The sequence below is a fragment of the Cupriavidus sp. SZY C1 genome, assembly GCF_032190535.1.
Classification (GTDB): Bacteria; Pseudomonadota; Gammaproteobacteria; order Burkholderiales; family Burkholderiaceae; genus Cupriavidus; species Cupriavidus pauculus_C.
Genome location: NZ_JAUANU010000013.1, coordinates 82267 through 101778, shown reverse-complemented (window position 1 = coordinate 101778; position 19512 = coordinate 82267). Strand labels below are relative to the sequence as shown.

Annotated in this window: 17 protein-coding genes; 8 read left to right on the top strand and 9 right to left on the bottom strand. The window is 71.4% G+C overall.

Features of this window, described 5'->3' with window-relative positions:
• Window position 1 precedes the first annotated feature (1 nt).
• From QTN24_RS19470 to QTN24_RS19455, 4 genes are all read right to left on the bottom strand, one after another.
• Complete coding sequence (locus QTN24_RS19470; RefSeq protein ID WP_124685575.1) at window positions 2-1225, bottom strand: efflux RND transporter periplasmic adaptor subunit; 1224 nt, start codon at window positions 1223-1225, stop codon at window positions 2-4.
• Complete coding sequence (locus tag QTN24_RS19465) at window positions 1209-2573, bottom strand: TolC family protein (RefSeq protein ID WP_409559055.1); 1365 nt, start codon at window positions 2571-2573, stop codon at window positions 1209-1211. Before QTN24_RS19465 ends, QTN24_RS19470 begins: the two co-directional genes overlap by 17 nt.
• 254 nt (window positions 2574-2827) lie before the next feature.
• Window positions 2828-3664: a CoA ester lyase gene (locus tag QTN24_RS19460; protein ID WP_313839105.1), complete on the bottom strand. Its 837-nt coding sequence runs from the start codon at window positions 3662-3664 to the stop codon at window positions 2828-2830.
• A 10-nt stretch (window positions 3665-3674) separates the two neighbouring features.
• Complete coding sequence (locus tag QTN24_RS19455; RefSeq protein WP_124685577.1) at window positions 3675-4847, bottom strand: CaiB/BaiF CoA transferase family protein; 1173 nt, start codon at window positions 4845-4847, stop codon at window positions 3675-3677.
• A gap of 155 nt (window positions 4848-5002) precedes the next feature.
• Here QTN24_RS19455 and QTN24_RS19450 point away from each other — a divergent pair, with 155 nt between their 5' ends.
• From QTN24_RS19450 to QTN24_RS19440, 3 genes are all read left to right on the top strand, one after another.
• The gene (locus QTN24_RS19450) at window positions 5003-5932 is read left to right on the top strand and encodes a LysR substrate-binding domain-containing protein (protein ID WP_313839104.1); all 930 of its coding nucleotides are present in this window, start codon (window positions 5003-5005) and stop codon (window positions 5930-5932) included.
• Window positions 5933-6192: 260 nt separating this feature from the next.
• Window positions 6193-7161 carry a tripartite tricarboxylate transporter substrate binding protein gene (locus QTN24_RS19445; RefSeq protein WP_313839103.1) on the top strand — a complete coding sequence of 323 codons (969 nt, stop codon included), beginning with the start codon at window positions 6193-6195 and terminating at the stop codon, window positions 7159-7161.
• A gap of 139 nt (window positions 7162-7300) precedes the next feature.
• Window positions 7301-8065, top strand: coding sequence for a sulfite exporter TauE/SafE family protein (locus QTN24_RS19440; protein WP_313839102.1), 765 nt, complete (start codon window positions 7301-7303; stop codon window positions 8063-8065).
• Window positions 8066-8082: 17 nt separating this feature from the next.
• Here the strand turns inward: QTN24_RS19440 and QTN24_RS19435 are convergent, their stop codons facing one another.
• Window positions 8083-8706, bottom strand: a complete 624-nt coding sequence (locus QTN24_RS19435) for a DUF938 domain-containing protein (RefSeq protein WP_313839100.1) — start codon at window positions 8704-8706, stop codon at window positions 8083-8085.
• Window positions 8707-8808: 102 nt separating this feature from the next.
• Window positions 8809-10803: a PhoX family protein gene (locus QTN24_RS19430; protein WP_313839209.1), complete on the bottom strand. Its 1995-nt coding sequence runs from the start codon at window positions 10801-10803 to the stop codon at window positions 8809-8811.
• Between the two features lie 188 nt (window positions 10804-10991).
• Between QTN24_RS19430 and QTN24_RS19425 the strand changes: the two genes are divergently transcribed.
• A complete protein-coding gene (locus QTN24_RS19425) occupies window positions 10992-11606 on the top strand; it encodes an IMPACT family protein (protein WP_124685583.1) in 615 nt (204 codons plus the stop codon).
• Complete coding sequence (locus QTN24_RS19420; protein WP_313839097.1) at window positions 11603-11896, top strand: 2Fe-2S iron-sulfur cluster-binding protein; 294 nt, start codon at window positions 11603-11605, stop codon at window positions 11894-11896. The genes QTN24_RS19425 and QTN24_RS19420 overlap by 4 nt, the downstream gene beginning before the upstream one ends.
• Window positions 11897-11901: 5 nt before the next feature.
• Here QTN24_RS19420 and QTN24_RS19415 read toward each other — a convergent pair whose 3' ends face one another.
• The 3 genes from QTN24_RS19415 to QTN24_RS19405 all read right to left on the bottom strand — a co-directional run bounded on the left by QTN24_RS19415 (window position 11902) and on the right by QTN24_RS19405 (window position 14666).
• Window positions 11902-13029: a PHB depolymerase family esterase gene (locus QTN24_RS19415; RefSeq protein WP_313839095.1), complete on the bottom strand. Its 1128-nt coding sequence runs from the start codon at window positions 13027-13029 to the stop codon at window positions 11902-11904.
• A gap of 118 nt (window positions 13030-13147) precedes the next feature.
• Complete coding sequence (locus QTN24_RS19410; protein ID WP_124685586.1) at window positions 13148-13504, bottom strand: antibiotic biosynthesis monooxygenase family protein; 357 nt, start codon at window positions 13502-13504, stop codon at window positions 13148-13150.
• A 13-nt stretch (window positions 13505-13517) separates the two neighbouring features.
• Window positions 13518-14666 (bottom strand): cytochrome P450, encoded by a 1149-nt coding sequence (locus QTN24_RS19405; RefSeq protein ID WP_313839093.1) that lies wholly within the window; start codon window positions 14664-14666, stop codon window positions 13518-13520.
• Between the two features lie 195 nt (window positions 14667-14861).
• Between QTN24_RS19405 and QTN24_RS19400 the strand changes: the two genes are divergently transcribed.
• From QTN24_RS19400 to QTN24_RS19390, 3 genes are all read left to right on the top strand, one after another.
• Window positions 14862-15425, top strand: coding sequence for a redoxin domain-containing protein (locus tag QTN24_RS19400; RefSeq protein ID WP_313839091.1), 564 nt, complete (start codon window positions 14862-14864; stop codon window positions 15423-15425).
• Window positions 15426-15528: 103 nt separating this feature from the next.
• A complete protein-coding gene (locus QTN24_RS19395) occupies window positions 15529-17106 on the top strand; it encodes an EAL domain-containing protein (RefSeq protein ID WP_313839090.1) in 1578 nt (525 codons plus the stop codon).
• Window positions 17107-17416: 310 nt separating this feature from the next.
• Complete coding sequence (locus QTN24_RS19390) at window positions 17417-19471, top strand: putative bifunctional diguanylate cyclase/phosphodiesterase (RefSeq protein WP_313839088.1); 2055 nt, start codon at window positions 17417-17419, stop codon at window positions 19469-19471.
• The last annotated feature ends 41 nt before the right edge of the window (window positions 19472-19512 follow it).

Here is a 19512-nt window from a genome sequence, read left to right as displayed (position 1 = left end):
CTCATTGCTTGGCGGACGCCCGCGCGGCGTTCACCGCGGTGGCATCGCGCAGGATGTCCTGCAGGTAGAGGTTGCCGTCCGTGATGACCACGTCGCCGGCCTTGAGGCCCTGGACCACCTCGGTCGTGCCGGGCAGCGTCACGCCGAGCTTCACCTCGCGGCGCTCGAACACGAACGGCGTGGCCGACGTGCGCACGAACACGTAGTTCCTGTTGTCGGCCAGGAACACGGCCTTGGACGGCACCGAGATACCCTGGAACGACGCCGCCTGCAGCTTCGCGGTCACGTACATCTCGGCCTTCAGGCGGCGGTCGGCGTTGGGCACCGCCAGCCGCACCTTGACGCTGCGCGACGTGGGGTCGACATAGTCCGCGATCTTGACCACGGTGCCCAGGAACGTCTCGCCCGGATAGGCCGCGCTGGTGAGCTGCACGGACACGCCGGCCTTGAACAGGCCCAGGTCCGCCTCGGCCGCGTCAAGCTGGGCCCAGAGCGTGGACGGATCGGTAATCAGGAACAGCGGCGCGTTGGGCTGCTGGTCGGGCCGGAGCTCCATGCCGGTATTGATATTGCGCTCGACCACCACGCCGTCGATGGGGCTGCGCAGCGCGAAGCGCTGGTTTACCGCATCGCCGCCGCCCGCGCCGTACATGCGCAGCGCGGCCTGCGTTCGGGCCAGGTCGGCCGCGGCACGGGCGTTGTCGGCCTGGGCTTGCTCGAAGTCCTTCTGCGCGATCACGCCGGCCTGGTACAGCTCGCGCTGGCGCGCCAGCGACTTGGCCGCCACGGCGCTGTCGGCGGCGGACTTGCGCGCGTCGGCCTGCGCCACGCCAAAGTCCGGCGACGTCAGCATGGCCAGCGGCTGCCCGGCCTTCACGGTGGCGCCGGGCTGCACCAGGATCTCCATCACGCGCCCGGCGAACGGCGTGGCCACGCGCACGGTGCGGTCCTCGTTCCAGACCAGCCGGCCCGGCATGCTCAGCATGCGATCGCCGCCGCTCTGCACGGGCTGGCCCACCACGCCCGGCAGCGCCTTGACGCTGGCCGGGTAGGCGATGGTCTGCCCGGTGATCTTCGGATCGTCGTCGTTGTCCGGCACTTCCTTCTTGCCGCAGCCGGCCAGCACCAGCGCGCACAGCGACAGGACGGCGGCCATCCGCACGGCACCGGGACGGCCCGAGCGGGCGCCACGGGAGAAAAACGGGAAATCAAGGACGCGACGCATCGGTACGAACCTGGGGAAGCTTGTTGATATCGGATTGGGTGGTCTGCAGCGCGGTCAGGTAGGCCGACAGCGCCTTGGCATAGTTGCCCTGCGCCTCCACGGCCTCCACCCGCGTCTGGCGCAGCGCGCGGCGCGCGTCCAGCAGGTCCAGCACGCCGCTGGCGCCCTTCGAATAGGCGAACTCGGCGCTGTTGGCCACGCTCTCGGCGGCCGGCAGCACCGATTCCCGCATCTGCTGCAGGCTGGCCCGCGCGGCATCCAGTTGCGCGCGCAGCCGGCCGATGTCGTTCTGGGCTTCGAGCAGGATGCGGTTGCGGTCGTCCAGCGCGGCGTAGTAGTCCACCTCGGCGCGGCGCGCCTCGCCGCCGTAGCTGTGGCGCACGAACAGCGGGATCGATACGAACGCGCCGTAGCTGTTGCCGCTGCCGGTGGTGTTGGTCTCGGAGATCGGATAGTGCTCGTACTGCACGCCGACGGTCACGTCGGGCACGCGACCGGCGCGGGCCAGGTCGCGCTGCGACGCCGCCGCCGCCAGCCGGGCCTCGGCCGCGGTCACGTCGGGCCGGCGCTGCAGCACGTCGGGGTCGAAGGCCGGCACGGGGGCATCGGGCGCCGGCCAGTCGGCCACCAGCCGGTTGTCGGCCAGCGTGCTCGGCACGCCCATGGCGGCGGCCAGTGCGGCCTTGTCGCTGGTGTGGTCGGCAATTGCGTTGCGCAGGTCGCTCTGGGCGCGCAGGGTTTCCAGCTGGAGCTTGGTCACATCGGCGCGCGACACGTCGCCCGCCTTGAGCCGCACCTCATTGGCCTGCTGCGTGCGGCCGTACAGGCCAACCATCTCGGTGAGCACTTCCACGCGGGTCTGGCTGACCACGGCCTCGTACCACGCCTGGTCCACCGCGCCAAGCTGCTGGGCCACCACGGCCTGCGTCTGCTCGCCGGCCGCGGCGCTGGCCTTGCGGGCGGCCTCGGTGCGCAGGTTGCCCTTGTTGGCGGTCTCGATGACTTGGTCCACGCGGACCGTCGAATCCACGGTCTTGCTGCGCAGGTTGCCGGCGCCCACGCCCAGGTGCGGGTTGATGTTGGCCACGCCCAGGCTCAGCACCGGGTTGGGCCGCTGGGAGGCAATCTGGATATCGGCCTGGCTGGCTTCCTCGCTGCGGCGGGCCGCGATGATGTCGCGGTTGCAGCGCAGCGCGTCGAGCCGGGCCTGCGCCAAGGTCAGGGCCGCCCGGGCCGGCGGCGCCACGCACGGGCCGTCGGGCGGCATGGGCGCGCTGGCCGCGCGGCCAACGCTGGCGGCCAGGGCAAGCAACGCTGCCACGGCCACGCGGGGTACGGGAAAATGCACGATCAGTCTGGCTCGATTCGACTTGCGGTCTGCAGTAAACGACCGTGCCAGCGGATTGGTGCACCGGGTAAGCGACTTTTATGGTTGTTTCATTTCCCGGGCGGCTTCCGTTGCCGCGATGCAATGGGCGTGGCACGACTCCACGCGCATTGGAACGCAAGCTGATTACAAACGGCTTTCATCCTGCTGCGTTTGTTCGACATTTGCCGCGAACCCGCCGGTCAGGGAAAACACCGATTGGCGCCGCAGGGCCGCTATCGCCCCAACGCCGCGACAATGCGCTGCGCCCGTTCCAGCACCGGGCGGTCCACCATCTTGCCGTCCACGGCGATGGCCGCGCCCTGCGCCGCGGCGGCCTGCTCCACCACCCGGCGCGCCCATGCCGCCTCCTGCCCGGTCGGCGCCAGCGCGCGATGCACGCTTTCCACCTGGTTGGGATGGATCAGCAGCTTGGCGCCAAAGCCGAAGCGCCGGCCGCGCTGCGTGTCGGCGGCCAGTGCGTCGGCGTCGCCGATGGCGGTGCAGACGCCGTCCACCGGCGCGGGCAGCCCGGCCGCGCGCGAATGGAGCACGATCTGGCTGCGAAACGCATGCAGCGGCAGGTCGTCGTCGGCCACGTCGAGGTCGAACATCAGGTCGATGCTGCCGAACAGCAGCCGCGTGACGCCCGGTGCCTGCGCCACGTCGCGCAGGCTGGCAAACCCGGCGGCGGTCTCCAGCAGCGCATGGCAAGGCGTGTCGGGCAGCCCGGCCCGCAAGGCCGCCAGCGCGCCGGGGTCGGCCTTGGGCAGCACGATCTCGCGCACCGACTGCGCGCGGCAAAACGCCAGATCGTCGGCAAAGTAGACGGTATCGGCGCCATTCACGCGCAGCAGCAGCGCCACGCCGGCCGCGTCGGCCTGGTCCTGCAGCGTGCGCCATGGTTCGCGCAGGCCGTCCCGCGCCGCCTGCTTGGCGTCGGGCGCGACGGCGTCTTCCAGGTCGACGATCACGGCATCGGCGCCGGCCGCGATGGCCTTGCCGATGCGCTCCGGGCGCGATCCCGGCACGAACAGGTAGCTGCGCGGCAGGCGGGCGGTGGATGTGGTCATGCCGGCTCCCTCAGACCACGCCATCGGCATGCAGGCTGGCGATCTGCGCGGGCGTGCAGCCGGCCTCGGCCAGGATGGCGTCGGTGTGCTGGCCCACGGCCGGCACGGGGTCCATCCGCGCATCGGTCATGCCCGGCGGCAGCAGCGCCGGCACCGGGCCGGCAGCGGTATCCACCTGGCGCCAGCGCTGGCGCGCGGCCAGTTGCGGGTGGTGCCAGACGTCGGCCATGGTATTGACGTTGGCGTTGGCGATATTGGCCGCTTCCAGCCGCGCCACCACCTCGGCGGCGGTTAGGCGCGCGAAGGTCTCGACGATCCGCGCGCGCAACTGGGCGCGGTTGGCGCTGCGCAGGCTGTTGGTGGCAAACGCCGCCTGCGTGGCCAGTTCCGGCTCCTGCAGCACCACCTTGCAGAACACGGCCCACTCGCGCTCGTTCTGCAGGCCCAGCATCACGGTCTTGCCGTCGCCGGTGGGGAACGGGCCATACGGGTAGATCGTGGCGTGGGCGGCACCGGCGCGCGGCGGCGGCTCGGCGCCTTCGAACGCGTAGTACATCGGGAAACTCATCCACTCGACCATCGATTCCAGCATCGACACGTCGATGCGCTTGCCGCGCCCGGTCTGGCCCCGCTCGATCAGCGCGGCCAGCACGTTGCTGTAGGCGTACATGCCGGCGGCGATGTCGGCCACCGACGCGCCGGCCTTGACGCCTTCGTCCGGCGTGCCGGTCACCGACACAAAGCCCGATTCGCTCTGCACCAGCAGGTCGTACGCCTTCTTGTCCCGGTAGGGGCCGTCGCCGCCGTAGCCCGAGATATCGCAGACGATCAGGCGCGGATAGCGGGCCGACAGCGTGTCGTAGTCCAGCCCCAGCCGCGCCGACGCCCCCGGCGCCAGGTTCTGCACCAGCACGTCGGTCTTCTCCAGCAGCGCCGCCAGCACCGGGGCCGCGCCGGGCGCCTTGACGTCCAGCGTCAGGCTTTCCTTCGAGCGGTTGGTCCAGACGAAGTGCGACGACAGCCCGCGCACCCGGCTGTCATACGCGCGTGCGAAATCGCCCGGGCCCGGCCGTTCGATCTTGATCACGCGCGCGCCCAGGTCTGCAAGCTGGCGCGTGCAGAACGGCGCGGCAATGGCCTGTTCGAGGGAGAGGACGGTGATGCCTTCAAGCGGTCTGGACATGGCAGTGTCTGGGGCGGATGGTGCGCATGGCACGATGGCGCCCAATCTACCCGCCCGCGCCGCCGCTGTGAAATAGCAATTGCGGAAGGCACCATAAGTAGAATCAATACCCTGGCGTTTTGCAATCTGATAGATCGACCAAGGGGAGAACCGGGATGGACATCCGCGCCATGCGCTATTTCGTGGCCATCGTCGACCACGGCAGCCTGACCCGCGCCGCCGAGGTGGTCTGCGTGGCACAGCCGGCGCTGTCCCAGCAGCTTGCCGCGCTGGAGGACGAGTTCGGCGTGCCACTGGTGCACCGGGGCGCCAAGGGCGTGCGGCCCACCGAGGCCGGGCGCACGCTCTACCGCCATGTGCGCAACATCCTGCGCCAGATCGAGATTGCCGGCGCCGACGTGCGCGTGGCCGGCAGCGAGGTGTCCGGCACCGTGGCGGTGGGGCTGCCCACCACGGCGGCGGCGGCCTTCGGCATGGCGCTGGTGCGCACGGTGCGCCAGCGCTACCCGCAGGTGCGGCTGCAGCTTTTCGAGAGCATGAGCGGCTATATCTCCGAACTGCTGAACCAGAACCGGCTGGACTTTGCCATCCTGTTCCGCGACACGCCGTCGCGCGCCGTGGAGCCCGAGCCGCTGGCCACCGAACCGCTTTACCTGATCGGCACGCCACCCGGCCCCGCGCCGCGCGGCCGGGGCGACACAGTGCCGCTCAAGGCGCTGGACGGCCTGCCGCTGGTACTGCCCAGCGGATCGCAGGGCCTGCGCGAGGTGGTGGAGCGCAGCTTTGCCAAGGCCGGCATCGCGCTGAACGTGGTGGCGGACCTGGATTCGCTGCCGATCCTGCTGGCCGCAGCGCGCGAGGGGCTGGCCTGCACGGTGCTGCCCGCGTCGTCGCTGGACGAATCCGACGCCGCCATGCCGCGCCGCCGCATCACGCCCGAACTGCGCCGCACGCTGTCGCTGTGCTGGCCCCGCGCGCTACCCCGGTCCCACGCCGCCGAAGCCGTGGCCGACATCCTGCGCGAGATCGTGGCGGAGAGAGTTGCCTCGGGCGGGTCGCTGGCGGCGGTCTCCCGGCCGACGTGACGCCCCTCTGCCTATGGGAGGGGTTGGGGGTGGGGGCTGGCGGTGCAGGCGCCGACCTGTCTGGCCGCCACCGCTGGCCCTCACCCCCGGCCCCTCTCCCGCGGGCGGGAGAGGGGAGCAACCCGTCGGCATGTGATATCCAACGCAGCGCCCCGCCGTGGAGACCGCCCGATAAGAAAACCTTATGGCGCCAGTCGCCGATTGAATTTCTCCTGCGGCGGGCGCTCGGCTAGAGTGGGCGGCACATAACAGGAGACAGCATGATCCGCACCCTTCGCGCCGTGGCCTGCCTGGCGCTGGCGGCCACCGCCATCGGCCACGCCCACGCCGACACGTACCCGTCGAAGCCGATCCAGATGATCGTGCCGCAGGCCCCGGGCGGCACCAACGACATCGTGGCGCGGCTCGTGGCCGCGGACCTCTCGCAGCGGCTGGGCCAGCAGGTGGTGGTGGAAAACCGCCCCGGCGCCGGCGGCAACATCGGCACCCAGGCCGCGGCCCGCGCCACGCCTGACGGCTACACGCTGCTGATGACCATCAGCAGCACGCAGGCCATCAACCCGTCGCTCTACCGCAGCGTGCCGTTCGACCCGGTCAAGGATTTCGAGCCGATTGCCACCGTGGCCACCGTGCCCAACGTGCTGGTCGTCAACCCGGCGTTTCCGGCCCGGACGATGGCGGAGCTGATCGCGCTGGCCAAGGCCAAGCCCGACTTCTATCGCTACGCATCGGCCGGCAACGGCACGCTGAACCACCTGCTCGGCGAGATGCTGAACACCACGGCCGGCATCAAGCTCGAACACGTGCCCTACAAGGGCGTGGCGCCCGCGCTGAACGACGTGCTTGGCAACCAGGTGCCGATGGCATTCGCCAGCCTGCCGTCGGTGCTGTCGCACATCAAGGCCGGCAAGGTCCGCGCGCTGGGCGTCAGTTCGGCCAAGCGGTCGCCGTTCGCGCCGGACATCCCGGCCATCGGCGAGACGGTGCCCGGCTACAGCGGCGACCTGTGGGTGGCGCTGTTCGCGGTGCGCGGCACGCCCAGGGACGTCACGCAGAAGCTGTCCACCACGCTGCAGGCCGCGCTGGCCGACAAACCGCTGCGCGACAAGCTGGCCGCGCAGGGCGCCGAGGTGCTGCCCGGCTCGCCGCAGCAACTGGCCACGCTGCTGCGCGCCGACATGGACAAGTGGGCGAAGATCGTCAGGCAGTCGGGCGCGCAGGTGGACTGAGCGCTGCACGGCCCCTCGACCCGGGCCGCCGATCCGGTCGCCGGACGACCGACTGTCGGTCCGGCATTTCGCGCCATGTCTGCGCCATGTCCGCGTATCATCTGCCGCTCGCCTGAACCGAACGCCCCCTTCGATCGCCATGCCTGACCATTCGCTGCTGTCCGCCCTGCTGATTTTCGGACTTGGAGGGCTGCTCGGCGGCGTGGGCGGGTTATTCGGCATCGGCGGCGGGCTGATCGCCATCCCGGCGCTGGGCCTGCTCTACGGCATGGACCAGCAGCTCGCGCAGGGCACCTCGCTGGTCATGATCGCGCCAAACGTGGTGATCGGCTTCTGGCAGTACCGCAAGCGCGCCGACATCGACCTGCGCACGGCCATCGTGCTGGGCCTGTCGGCCGTGCTGGCCACGTGGGCGTCCGCCCGGCTGGCCACGTCGATCGACGCCGCGCTGTTGCGGCGCATCTTCGCGCTCTTCATGATCGGGCTGGCCGTCTACTTCCTCTGGCGCCTGATGCCCGGCCGCGCCGCGCCCCAGCAGCAGGCGCGCGTGTCGTCGTCATGGATACCGGCCGTCGGCGTGGTCGGCGGCGCATTCTCCGGATTCTTCAGCGTGGGCGGCGGCGTGGTGGCCGCCCCGGCCCTGGTCGGCCTGTTCGGCATGCGCCAGGCCGCGGCGCAGGGGCTGGCGCTGGCGCTGGTCACGCCCGGCGCCGTGGTCGCGCTGGCCACCTATGCGCATGCCGGCCATGTCGACTGGTACAGCGGCATTCCGCTGTCGCTCGGCGGCATGCTGACGATCTCGTGGGGCGTGGCGCTGGCGCACCGCATGCCCGAGCGGCGGCTGCGCGCCGCGTTCGCCGTGTGCCTGATCGCCACCGCGCTGGTGATGCTGGTCAAGGGCTGAGGCGGGCTTATCCCTGCTTATCCCGCCTTGCGGAACACCAGGCTGAAGTTGTTGGCCGGCATCGGCACCGGCGCATCGCACACCAGCCCCTGGGCCGCGCCCAGCGCCATCACGTCCGCCATGTCGCGCACGCCCCAGGCGGCATCGGCCGCCCTGAGCTGCCGGTCGAATGCCTCGTTGCTGGGCGCCGTGTGCGCGCCATCGCGCCGGTAGGGCCCGTACAGGTAGAGAATGCCGCCCGCGCCCAGCCGCGTGCCGGCGCCCGCGAACAGCGCCTCGGCGGCGGCCCACGGGGCGATGTGGATCATGTTGATGCAGACGATGGCGTCCACGCGGTCGATGCCCCACGGCTCCTGCCGCACGTCCAGCGCCAGCGGCGGCAGCACGTTGGCCGCCTGCGCGTGGGCCGTCCAGGCGGCAATCGACTCGCGGTGGGTGGCATCGGGATCGCTGGGTTGCCAGGTCAGGCCCGGCAGCGCGGTGGCAAAGTGCACCGCGTGCTGGCCCGTGCCGCTGGCAATCTCCAGCACCGTGCCGCGCGGCGGCAGCACGTCGCGCAGCACGGCCAGGATCGGTTCTCGATTGCGCTCGGTGGCCGGCGCCATGCGGCGCGCGGTGGGGTCTGCGGCGGGCTGGGTCATGGGGTCTCCAGTGGGTGCGCCGGGCGGACGCCGGCGCCGAACGCACAGGGTAGCAAACCCGCCACGCCCGCGCGGTCAGAAACCGCGCGGGGGACAAACCGGTCAGCCGCGCCGGCTCAGCCGGTTGAGCCGGATCGCGGCCGGCGTGGCGGTCAGGTAGCCCACGGCCGCCCCGAAGCCGCCGTGGTAGTTGGCTTGCACCAGCGGCTCCAGCCGGGGCTTGACCTTGTCGTGCAGGCCCTTTTCCCAGTCGCCGGCGTGCTGGAAGTTGCTCATGATGTAGGTCCAGCCGTGGATCTCGTCCACCGCGTGCAGCCCCGTGGATTCGGCGCCGGCCGGGCACGACATCAGGCGCGATAGCTGCTTCGTGTCGACGTTGTAGGCCCACAGGTAGTTGTTCACGTGCGTGTTGCTGTCTTCGCCGATGAACAGCGTGCGCAGCGATTCCGAGAACTTCAGGTTGTCCGGCGTGGCCACCTTGTCCGGGTTGGCATAGTTGCCGAGCGCGTCCTGCGCCTTCTTCGGCCCGCCGCCCAGGTCCTCGGACACCAGCGCCGGCACCGGCGCCATGTCCACGGGCACCCATTCGCTGTCGATGCGGTTGCCGGCCTGGTCCGACTGCCCGCCGCGCAGGTTCAGCTCGTACACGGCGCCCGAATACGGCCCTTCCACGCGGATGTCGCCGGCATTGGCGGCGTGGCCGGCCAGCATGCTGGTCTCGATGCGCGAGATGGCCGAGTACGCCTTGCGGTCGGCGATGTTGACCGTCGTGCCTTCCATCTTGGTAAAGCCAAGGCTGCCGCCGGCCAGCGCCGCGTAGCGGTGCGTTTCCAGGAAGGCCGCGGCCTTTTCCTGGCCCGGCTTGACCTTCACCCAGTTCGGCTTGCCGTCGAACATGATGCGGGTATAGCCGGCGTCCTCGGGGTCCTTGAACTGCACGTCCATGATGTCGGCGATGCGAATGCCGCCATCGACAAGCCGGCGGATCTCGTCGCTGCTGGCGCTGCCCAGCGGGATCCACGTCAGCGTGGCCGCGCCGGGGCCCGTGCCCGACGTCTGGTGCCACTTGGCCACGTAGAGCCGGCCGGCCGACAGGTCGCGCGGACGGTCGGCGATGAACAGGAACAGGCCGCCGTTGGTGGCGTCGTCGCCCATCAGCACGGTGCGCTCGTCGGGCATCACCTGCACCAGTTCGTGCGAGATGCGGCCCAGGCAGTAATGCTTGCGGATGGACCCGGTGCCGTCCGGGTGGACCGTCACCTCGGGCAGGTGGCCGTAGTGGTACGGATTGGCGCGCGCCGGATCACCGTACAGGTGCTGGCTGAAGCCGCGCAGCTTCTTGTCGGTGGCGGCCTTGGCCGCGTCGGGCTCGTATTCCTCGCTCGACAGGTGGGTGTTCCACGGCGACAGGCTGGCGCCGCAGGTGATCCACAGCCCGTTGACGCCCGACGTATCGACGTTGTGATAGCGCACCAGGCGCAGGCTGCCGGTCCGGGGGTCCTGGTCCAGCGTCAGCACGGCAATCGGCGACGGCAGCATGCCGTGCATCTCGGCGTTGGCCTGGTTGCGCGACGTGTACTCGAACTGCACCACCGCAAAGACCGCGTTGCCGCGCACGCCGGGCACGCGGGCGTTGCGCAGCGTCAGCAGCGAGCTGCCGTCGGGCGCATCGGAATAGAACTGGCGCGACTTGCCGGGCACCGAATCGTCGACGATCGGCCGGTTCTGGATGTCGTAGTAGCCACCGGCCAGCACCTTGCCGCCGCGCCCGTCGGGCACCATGTCGCCGGTGACGAAGAACGGCTGGTAGGCCAGCGTGTACGACTGCGAGGTGCCGTCGCGGTACGACACGGTCAGCGACGACCCCACCGTGGTGGTCGCCATGGCCGCCGGATTGTCCAGCGACGGCGCCGCCATGCCCGTGAACGTGGCCGATGCGAACGCGGCCGGCTTGCGGCGCGCCGGGGCGGCCAGCGCGGCCTCCATCGCCGTCATGCCGCCCGCCAGGGTCGCGGCGGCGGCGCCGAGCGGCAGCATCGGGGCGCCGCCCAGGATCTTCAGGGCGCGGCGACGGGCGGTAACGGTCTGGTCGGTCATGGCGGTCAGTGGCGGCAAGGGGGAATCGGGGAAGGCGGGCGCGGCGCACCGGGATCGGACGGATGCGGGCCCGTCCGGATGGTAAGGCGTTTTCGTGACCGCCATTTGACCGTCAGCAAGCTGTCACACGAATGGCCCCGTCGCGCGCTGCGCTACACTCGCCTCCTGCATCCCGTCCCGACCCTGTCTTGCCCACCTTCACGCTTGCCCACCCCGTCCACGCCGACATCGAGATACGCAAGAGCCGCTTTATCGCGCTGGCGGTGCCCGTGCCCGACCGCGACGCGGCCATGGCCGTGATTGCCGGCCTGCGCGCGGAGCATCCGGCGGCCACGCACGTCTGCTGGGCGCTGCTGGCCGGCGGCCAGTCGGGCATGTCCGACGACGGCGAGCCGTCCGGCACGGCGGGCCGGCCGATCCTGGAAGTGCTGCGCCACCACGACCTCGACGGCGTGCTGGCGGCCGTGGTGCGCTACTACGGCGGGGTCAAGCTGGGCGCCGGCGGGCTGGTACGGGCCTACACCGACGCCATCGCCGGGGCGCTCAAGGACGCGGCGCGGATCGAGCGCATCGCCTATGCCACGCTGACGGTGCAGGTCGACTACGCCGACGAGCCGCGCGTGCGGCGCTGGATCGAGCAGATGGCCGATGCCGGCTGCACGCTGGCCGATACCGCGTACGGCGCGCTGGCGACGCTGGTGATCCGCCTGCCCGCCGCGATGCGGGATACGGCCGAGGCCGCGCTGCGCGACGCCACGCACGGCCGCGCCGCGTATCCGGCCCAGCAGGACGACGCGCCATGACCGACGACGATCGCACCTTCACGGCCCGCGTGCTGCCAGGCGGGGCCGGCTTTGCCGCGCCGGCGTCGCTGAGCCTGCTGGAGGCCGCGCTGCTGGAGGGCCTGCCGCTGCCGAGTTCGTGCCGCAACGGCACGTGCCGCGCCTGCATGAGCCGGCTGCACGCCGGCAGCGTGCGCTACCGGATCGACTGGCCCGGCCTGAGCCTGGACGAGAAGGAAGACGGCTTCATCCTGCCCTGCGTGGCCTGCCCGACCAGCGACGTCGTGTTCGAACCGGTCGGCGCGGGCTGAGCGGGTCACGCGGGCAGCCGCCCGTTCACCGAGAAAAACCGCAGCGCGATCTTGAGCGCGTCGGGTCCGCCCGGGTCGGAGAACGCCTGGCCCGGTGCGCCGCCGCTCCACGCGTGGCGCAGCCCTTCCACCTTCACCACGCGCAGGTACGGCCGGGGGCCGGCCTGCCAGTCGAATACGTCGACAGCCCGGCGCGTGCCCCGGCGCACGCGGCGCGCCGGCAGCGCCGTGGGCGGTGGCGATCCCGGCGGCAGCAGTTCGAGCCACATCGCCGCCGTGGACGTGGCGTTGTCATAGGACACCACGCCGTCCTCGTCGCCATGCAGCAGCAGCAACGGCGGCGCGCGGCGGCCCGCCAGCGCCAGCCGGGCGGCCACGGCGTCCGGGCCGCGCTCGCCGCGCATGGCCTTGTGGGCCTGGGCGGCATTGATGGCGCTGAACGGGGCCGCGCCCGAGTGCGAGCCGATGGCGGCAAAGCGGTCGGGGTAGCGCAGGCCCAGCATCATCGCCATGGCCCCGCCGGCCGACAGGCCGAACGCGCAGACGCGATGCGCCACGATGGCGTAGCGCTGGCAGACATGGTCGATCAGGGACATCAGCAGCGCGCTTTCCGATGCGCCGCGCGCGGCAGGCCGGAACCAGTTCCAGCAGCGCTGGGCGTTGGCCTGCACCGACTGCTCGGGCATCAGCACCACCCAGCGCGCGTCGCGCGCCACGGTGGCCACGCGGGCGCAGGCGGCAAAGCTGGCCGAATCCTGCCCGCAGCCGTGCAGCAGCACCAGCAGCGGGGCCGGCCGCGCCGCGCTCACGCCGGGCGGCACGAACACGCGGTACTTGCGCGGGCCGATGCGGCCCAGGCCGACGCTGAAACCCCACAGGCCCTCTTCCCACGTGCCGCCGCTGCGGCTGACCGGGGCGCGCGCCGGCGTGACCACGCCGGTCATGGCCTGGCGTGTGACCTTGCCGACGGCCTCGCCCACGGCCTTGCTGACGGCGTGGCTCTGCTTGCGGGCCGCGCGCATCATCGGATCGGTCACGGTCTGGGTGACCGTGCGGCTGAACTGGCGTGCGCTGCGCGCCGCCTGCTTGCTCAACGTTGTCCACAGCTTCGTGCCGCCCGTGCGCCGTCTCATGCCGCCTCGCCCCTCGTGTCCCGGTGCCGCGTGGTAGACCCCCGATGATGCACGAGTGTAACGGCCGAATATGTCAGCTTGTCAGGAAGGCCGGGGTCGGCGCCCGGCCCGCCGTGCGCTACCGGGTGGCGGCGTCGTGCGCGGCGCGGCTGTCGGCGGGCGCCTCGTCGCGCTCGTGCAGGCCGTAGTCGCGCAGCACCTGGGCCACGCGCAGCCGGTAGTTGGCAAACACGCCGCCGCGCCCGGCCGCCTGCGCGCGGCGGTGATCGAGCGTATTGCGCCACGCCAGCACCGCCGCCTCGTCGCGGAAGAACGACAGCGACAGCAGCTTGCCCGGCGTGGTCAGGCTCTGGAAGCGCTCCACCGAGATGAAGCCGTCGATGCCTTCCAGCGTCGGCTTCAGGTGGGCGGCGATGTCCAGATAGGTGTCCTGGCGGCCCGGCGCGGGCTCGACTTCGAAGATCACGGCGATCATGGGGGCTCCTGTGTCAGGGTTGGGATGTGAACTGCGGAATGCGCGCGTTGACCGATGGCCGATAGCGTACGCCAGCGGCCAGCCGCGCGGGCTGCACGCCGCGCGCCAGCAGCGCCTGGACCGTGCAAGCGGCCAGCACCCGCGCCAGTGCGTCGCCGGGGCAGCCGTGGCGGCCGGCGCCGAAGGTCCACGGCCGGCCGCCCGACGGCGCCGACGGATCGTGCGCGGCGGCGGCCAGCAGCACCAGCACCGCGTCGCCGGCCCGCAGCGGCTGGCCACAGACGACGGCATCGGCGGCCAGAAAGCGCCGCGTGTTCTGCACCGGCGGGTCGAGGTCGGCCACGCGCCCCACGGTCGCGTCGATGGCGTCGAAGTCCTCCACCGGGCGCCCGGCCGCGTCGCGGCCCAGGTGGACCAGCGTATTGCCGATCAGCCCGGCCGTTGCCTCGCAGGCCTGGATCATCAGGCCGACGGCGTTGGCCACGCGCGCCGCCGGCTCGACGTGCGCGGCATCGCGCCACAGCGTCGGCAGCAGGCCGTCGGGCGGCGCGGTGTCGGCATGGTCGGCTTGGTCCGCGACACAGCGGGTCAGCCATTGCGCGGCGGCGGCGCCGGCAGCCACATCGGCGGGCGATGCCAGCGGCGACATGGCGGCGGCGAACGTCGTGACAAAGCCGGCAATCCGCGTCAGGACATGGCCATCGGCGGCGCGCGCCAGCGGCAGGCCCAGCAGGTCGGCCACGGTCAGCACCGGCAGCGTGAACATCCACTGCATGGCCTCGTGGGTGTCGTCGGTGCCCAGCCGTGGCAGCGCGGCGGCCAGCGCATGCGCGCGCACGCGCACCAGCCCGAGGTCCAGCCCGGCCAGCCCGCGCAGGATGGCCGGCTTCAGCGCCGCGTGCGCCGGCCCGTCGTTCATCCGCACCAGCCGGCCGAACAGGTCGCCCGCCGGCCCGCCAGCCAGCGCCGGCGGCACGGGCTGGCCGGGCGGACGCACGCGGGCATCGGGGTGCGCCAGCACGGCCGCCACGGCCTCGGCGCCAGCGGCCACCCAGAGCTTCAGGCCCTGGTCGAAGTGGAACGGCCGCGTGCGGGCCAGCGCGCGGTAGTAGGGATACGGGTCCGGATGCGTGACGGCGGCGACGGGATCGGCGGGCTGCATGGGCGTGGAACGTTGCTGATGGGATGGTCATGATCGCCGCGGACGGCAGCGCGATGCTTCGGCGCGTCGTGAAATGTCGAATACGTCGCCTGCGCCATGGGCGCTGTACGAATCGGTAACTATCGTGGACGAACGGCCGTCCGGGGCACCAGGGGCCGCCGCATACTTCCCGCCATGCCAACGGAGTTTCCCGCCATGACCGATTCCCTGCTCCAGCCCGCGCCCGCCTGGGCCTTCCAGCAATGGTTCAACACCGACCAGCCCCTGTCGCTCGAAGCGCTGCGCGGCAAGGTGGTGGTCCTCGAAGCCTTCCAGATGCTCTGCCCCGGCTGCGTGTCGCACGGGCTGCCGCAGGCGCTGCGCGTCCACCAGACGTTCGCGGCGTCCGAGGTGGCCGTGATCGGCCTGCACACGGTGTTCGAGCATCACGACGCGATGACGCCGACAGCGCTGGCCGCATTCCTGCACGAGTACCGCATTCCGTTTCCGGTGGGCGTGGACCAGCCCGACGGCCACGGCGGCATTCCGCACACGATGCGCGCCTACGCCATGCGCGGCACGCCGACGCTGGTGCTGATCGACGCGGCCGGCAACCTGCGGCACCAGCATTTCGGGTCGGTGGCCGACCTGACGCTCGGCGCGCAGATCGCCGCGCTGGTGCTGGAAGCCCGCGAGGCCGCATCGGTGGCCGCCACGGCCGGGCCCGCGCAGGCCGCGCAAGGGTGCGCATCAGGCGCGTGCCCGGTCGACACGAAATAGCCAGCCCGGCCGGCCTCGCCGGCGTCTGGTTGCCCTGGCAGTATCGGATCTGGCAGCGATATCGTTCTGCTATCCTGCGTCGCACTGTTCACGGCTCTTCTCCATGACGCGGCGCCTCTGGCTCTTCATGTTCTGTGTGGTGGCGCTGGGCGTCTGCGGCCCGGTGGCACTGACCACGTGGCTGTCGCGGGAATTCGCCGAGCAGCTTTTCCGCCAGCGCGTGGACCGCTTCACCGAGCGCGCGCTCCAGCGCGTGGAAGTGGTGGCGCGCGACGCCATCCTGGCCGCCCGGCAGGCCGACCGCTTTGCCGGCGCCCCCTGCAGCCCCGCGCACCTGGAAGCCATGCGCGAGGCCGATCTCCAGCACCGCTACGCCCGCCAGATCACCTATCTCGACGACGAACAGCTACTGTGCGCGTCGTCGTCGTTTCCGGGCGCCCTGCGCAGCATCGAGGGCCAGCGCCGGCCCTGGGTGGCGCTGCCGCAATTGGCGGCCGCCTACCGCGTGGATGCCGCCGGCCAGCCGCCGCGCATGGTCCAGTTCCGCGTGGGCCGCCACGTGGCCGTGGTCGACGCCCAGTTCTTCATCGACATCGTGCCGCTCGACACCCAGATCCGGCTGGGCCTGATCGACGCACACACGGGCCATGTGCTGGCGTCGTGGAACGGTACCGATCCGGGCACGCTGGCGCACGCCTGGGCCAGCCAGCTCGACGGCCAGGTGCGGCAGGGCCAGTACCTTGACGTCAAGGCGTCGCGCGGGCTGCCGTTCGCGGTGGTGGCCTACGAGCCCGTCAACGAGGTAGCCGGCACCTGGCGGCGGCTGCTCTACGTAGGGCTGCCGCTGGGCCTGGCGGTCAGCGCCATCGCCACCTGGCTGATGCTGCGCTGGGGCCGCGGGCTGCGCAGCCCGCGCTACGTGCTGCAGGACGCCATCCGCCGCAAGGAATTCTTCGCGGTCTACCAGCCCGTGATGGCGCTGGACGACGGCCGCTGCGTGGGCGCCGAGGCGCTGGTGCGCTGGCGGCTGCCGGACGGGTCCATCGTGCTGCCGGACCGCTTTATCCCGATGGCCGAGGAAGTGGGCGCCATCCACGCCATCACGCGCTGCATGATCGACGCCGTGGTGGCTGACCTGGGCGAGCAGATGGCGGCCAACCCGGCGCTGCACGTGTCGATCAACCTGTCGCCCGACGATTTCCGCGCGCCGGACACGCTGCCCGCCATCGACGCCGCGCTGCGCCGCGCCGGCATCCGCCCGGCGCAGCTCTGGATCGAGGTCACCGAGCGCGGCTTTGCCAACGACGCGGCCTGCCGCGAGACCATCGCCGCGTTCCGGCGCGCCGGGCACCCGATCTACATCGACGACTTCGGCACCGGCTATTCGAGCCTGGCCTACCTGGAAGACCTGGACGTGGACGGGCTCAAGATCGACAAGGCGTTCGTCGGCGCCATCACCACCGACGGGCCGTCGCGGTCGGTGGGGCCGCACATCATCGGCATGGCGCGCGCGCTGGACATCCGCATGGTGGCCGAGGGCATCGAGACCGACGCCCAGCGCCTGGCGCTGCGCCAGCGCGGCGTGCAGTACGGCCAGGGGTGGCTGTTCGGCAAAGCCATGCCGGTGGCCGATTTCCTGGCCTTCTGGCAAGCGCACGCGCGCGCGGCGGTGCCCGCCTGACGCTTGCGCGCCACGCGGGCTCGCGCTGTTTGGTCCTATACTCGCCGTTTCCATGCCCCTGCGCCCCACGCGAAAGAAGCGAACGACCATGCGTTAAGCCATCAACCTGACGGAACGACGGTTCCGCCCTGCCGGCCTTCGGGGACATGCCGGCCCGGCGGACTTGCACCACGGTTCCTGATCCTGGCGCCGCCGGCACCGATCGCGCGGCACAGCGAACACATCAGAACAAGCAGCGGGAACCGGACTATTCAGGACGCGGAAGACCGCCCGCCGGCGTGGCCGGACGGGTGGCGGTGAGCATGAACCGATGAAAACAACGCATAGCGCGCGGGGGAAGGCGTTCCACGCCATGCGCGCCGAGGCGGGCACCGTGGCGGCCCTGGACGCCACGCAGGCCCGGCTGACCCGGCACGACCAGTTGCTGGCGGTGCGCCGCACCGTGCGGCTGTCGATCCCGATCAACATCATCCTGGGCCTGTGCGTGCTGGCCGTGTCGTGGCACGCGGGGCGCGGCGCCATCGCGCTGGGCTGGTTTCTGGTGTCGCTGGTCTGGAACACGCTGCGCATCCGGCTGTGCGGGTTGCCGGTGTCGCGCGTGCCCGCCGGGCTGGGCCACGACGACGCGCGGCTGCCCCGCACCGTCGACCGCCACCTGCGCCTGCACTGCACGCTGGCGCTGCTGTCCGGCCTGACCTGGGCCGCCATTCCGCTGCTCTGCGACGGCTACACGTCGGCCCAGTCGCTGTTCTATCTCACCGTGGTCTGTGGCATCACGGCCGGCGCGGTCACGCACGGCTTTGCCTACGCGCGGATTCCGCTCTGCTTCATCACGCCGCCGCTGCTGTCGGCCGCCGCGTGCCTGGTCTGGTTCGGCAACTTCGACAAGTACTGGCTGGCCGGCACGACCGTGCTGTACCTGGCCGCGCTGGTGCGCTGCACGCTGGAGAGCGAACGGCAGATCCGGCAGTCGATCCAGCTCAAGAACGAGGCCACGGCACTGCAGGACGCGCTGCGCATTGCCCACGACGACGCCGTGAACCGCGCCGACGAGATGTGGACGCTGGCCAGCCTGGACCCGCTCACCGGCCTGCTCAGCCGCAGCGGCTTCTTCGACCGCGCCAACAAGCGCTTTGCCAACGGCCTGTCTGGCCGCCACTGCCTGCTGCTGCTGGACCTGGACGGCTTCAAGCTGATCAACGACGCCTTTGGCCACAAGGCCGGCGACGGCGTGCTGCGCGAGGTGGCGCGGCGGCTGGAGGCCGTGGGCGGGCCGAACATGCTGGTCGGGCGCATGGGCGGCGACGAGTTCATGATGCTCTACGACCCGTTCGACGCCAGCGATTGCCCGTCGGCGCTGGCCGCGCGGCTGATCGCGGCGGTGCGCCGCCCGCTGGAGGGCTACGAGTTCTGCCAGGTCGGCGTCAGCGTGGGCATCTGCCGGGGCCCCGATATCAGCCTGGACGACATGCTGCTGTTTGCCGATGCCGCGCTCTACGCGGCCAAGCGCATCGGCCGCAACAGCCATTACGTGTTCGACGACGAGCTGCACCGCCACCTGCAGATGCAGCGCGACATCGAGCGCGACCTGCCCCGCGCGCTGGCCGACGACACGCTCGAAGTCTGGTTCCAGCCGATCTTTGGCGATGGCGGCACGCAGGTGCGCAGCCTGGAGGCGCTGATCCGCTGGATGCACGCGCGGCACGGCTGGGTGCCGCCGCCCGAGCTGGTGTCGGTGGCGGCGGCGTCGGGCCTGTCCGAGGCGCTGCTGCGCGCTACGCTGTCCAAGATCTGCCGGCTCTCCACGGCGCTGCACGCCGAGGGCGGCCGGCGCATTCCAATCGCGATCAATCTCTCGCCGCGCGAGATGGCGCAGGTGGACGTCGACCGTCTGCTGCTGTCCACGCTGGAGTCATGCAAGCTCGAACCGGGCCTGCTGACCGTGGAAATCACCGAGGAAGTGGCGCTGGACGTGGTGGCCGTGCAGGGCAAGCTCGCCAACATGGCGCGCGCCGGCGTAGCCATCGCGCTGGACGACTTTGGCGTGGGCTATTCGGGGCTGGGCGCGCTGCGCCAGCTTGGCGCGGCCTGCGTGAAGGTGGATCGCAGCTTCATCACCGGCATCGCGGGCTCCGCGCGCAGCCAGGACCTGATGCGCGCGGTGCTGAACCTGGGCCGCTCGTTCGGCTTCGAGGTGGTGGCCGAGGGCGTGGAGCACGAGGCCGACCGCCAGGCGCTGATCGACATCGGCTGCCACACGATGCAGGGCTACCTGCTGGCGCGGCCGATGCCCGAGGCAGACCTGCTGGCGTGGCTGCGCACGCGCGAAGCGCCCGCGCCCGTGCCGCCGGCCGCGCTGGCATGAGCGGTCAGCGGCCGCCGACGGGCATGCAAAAGGGGCCGTCG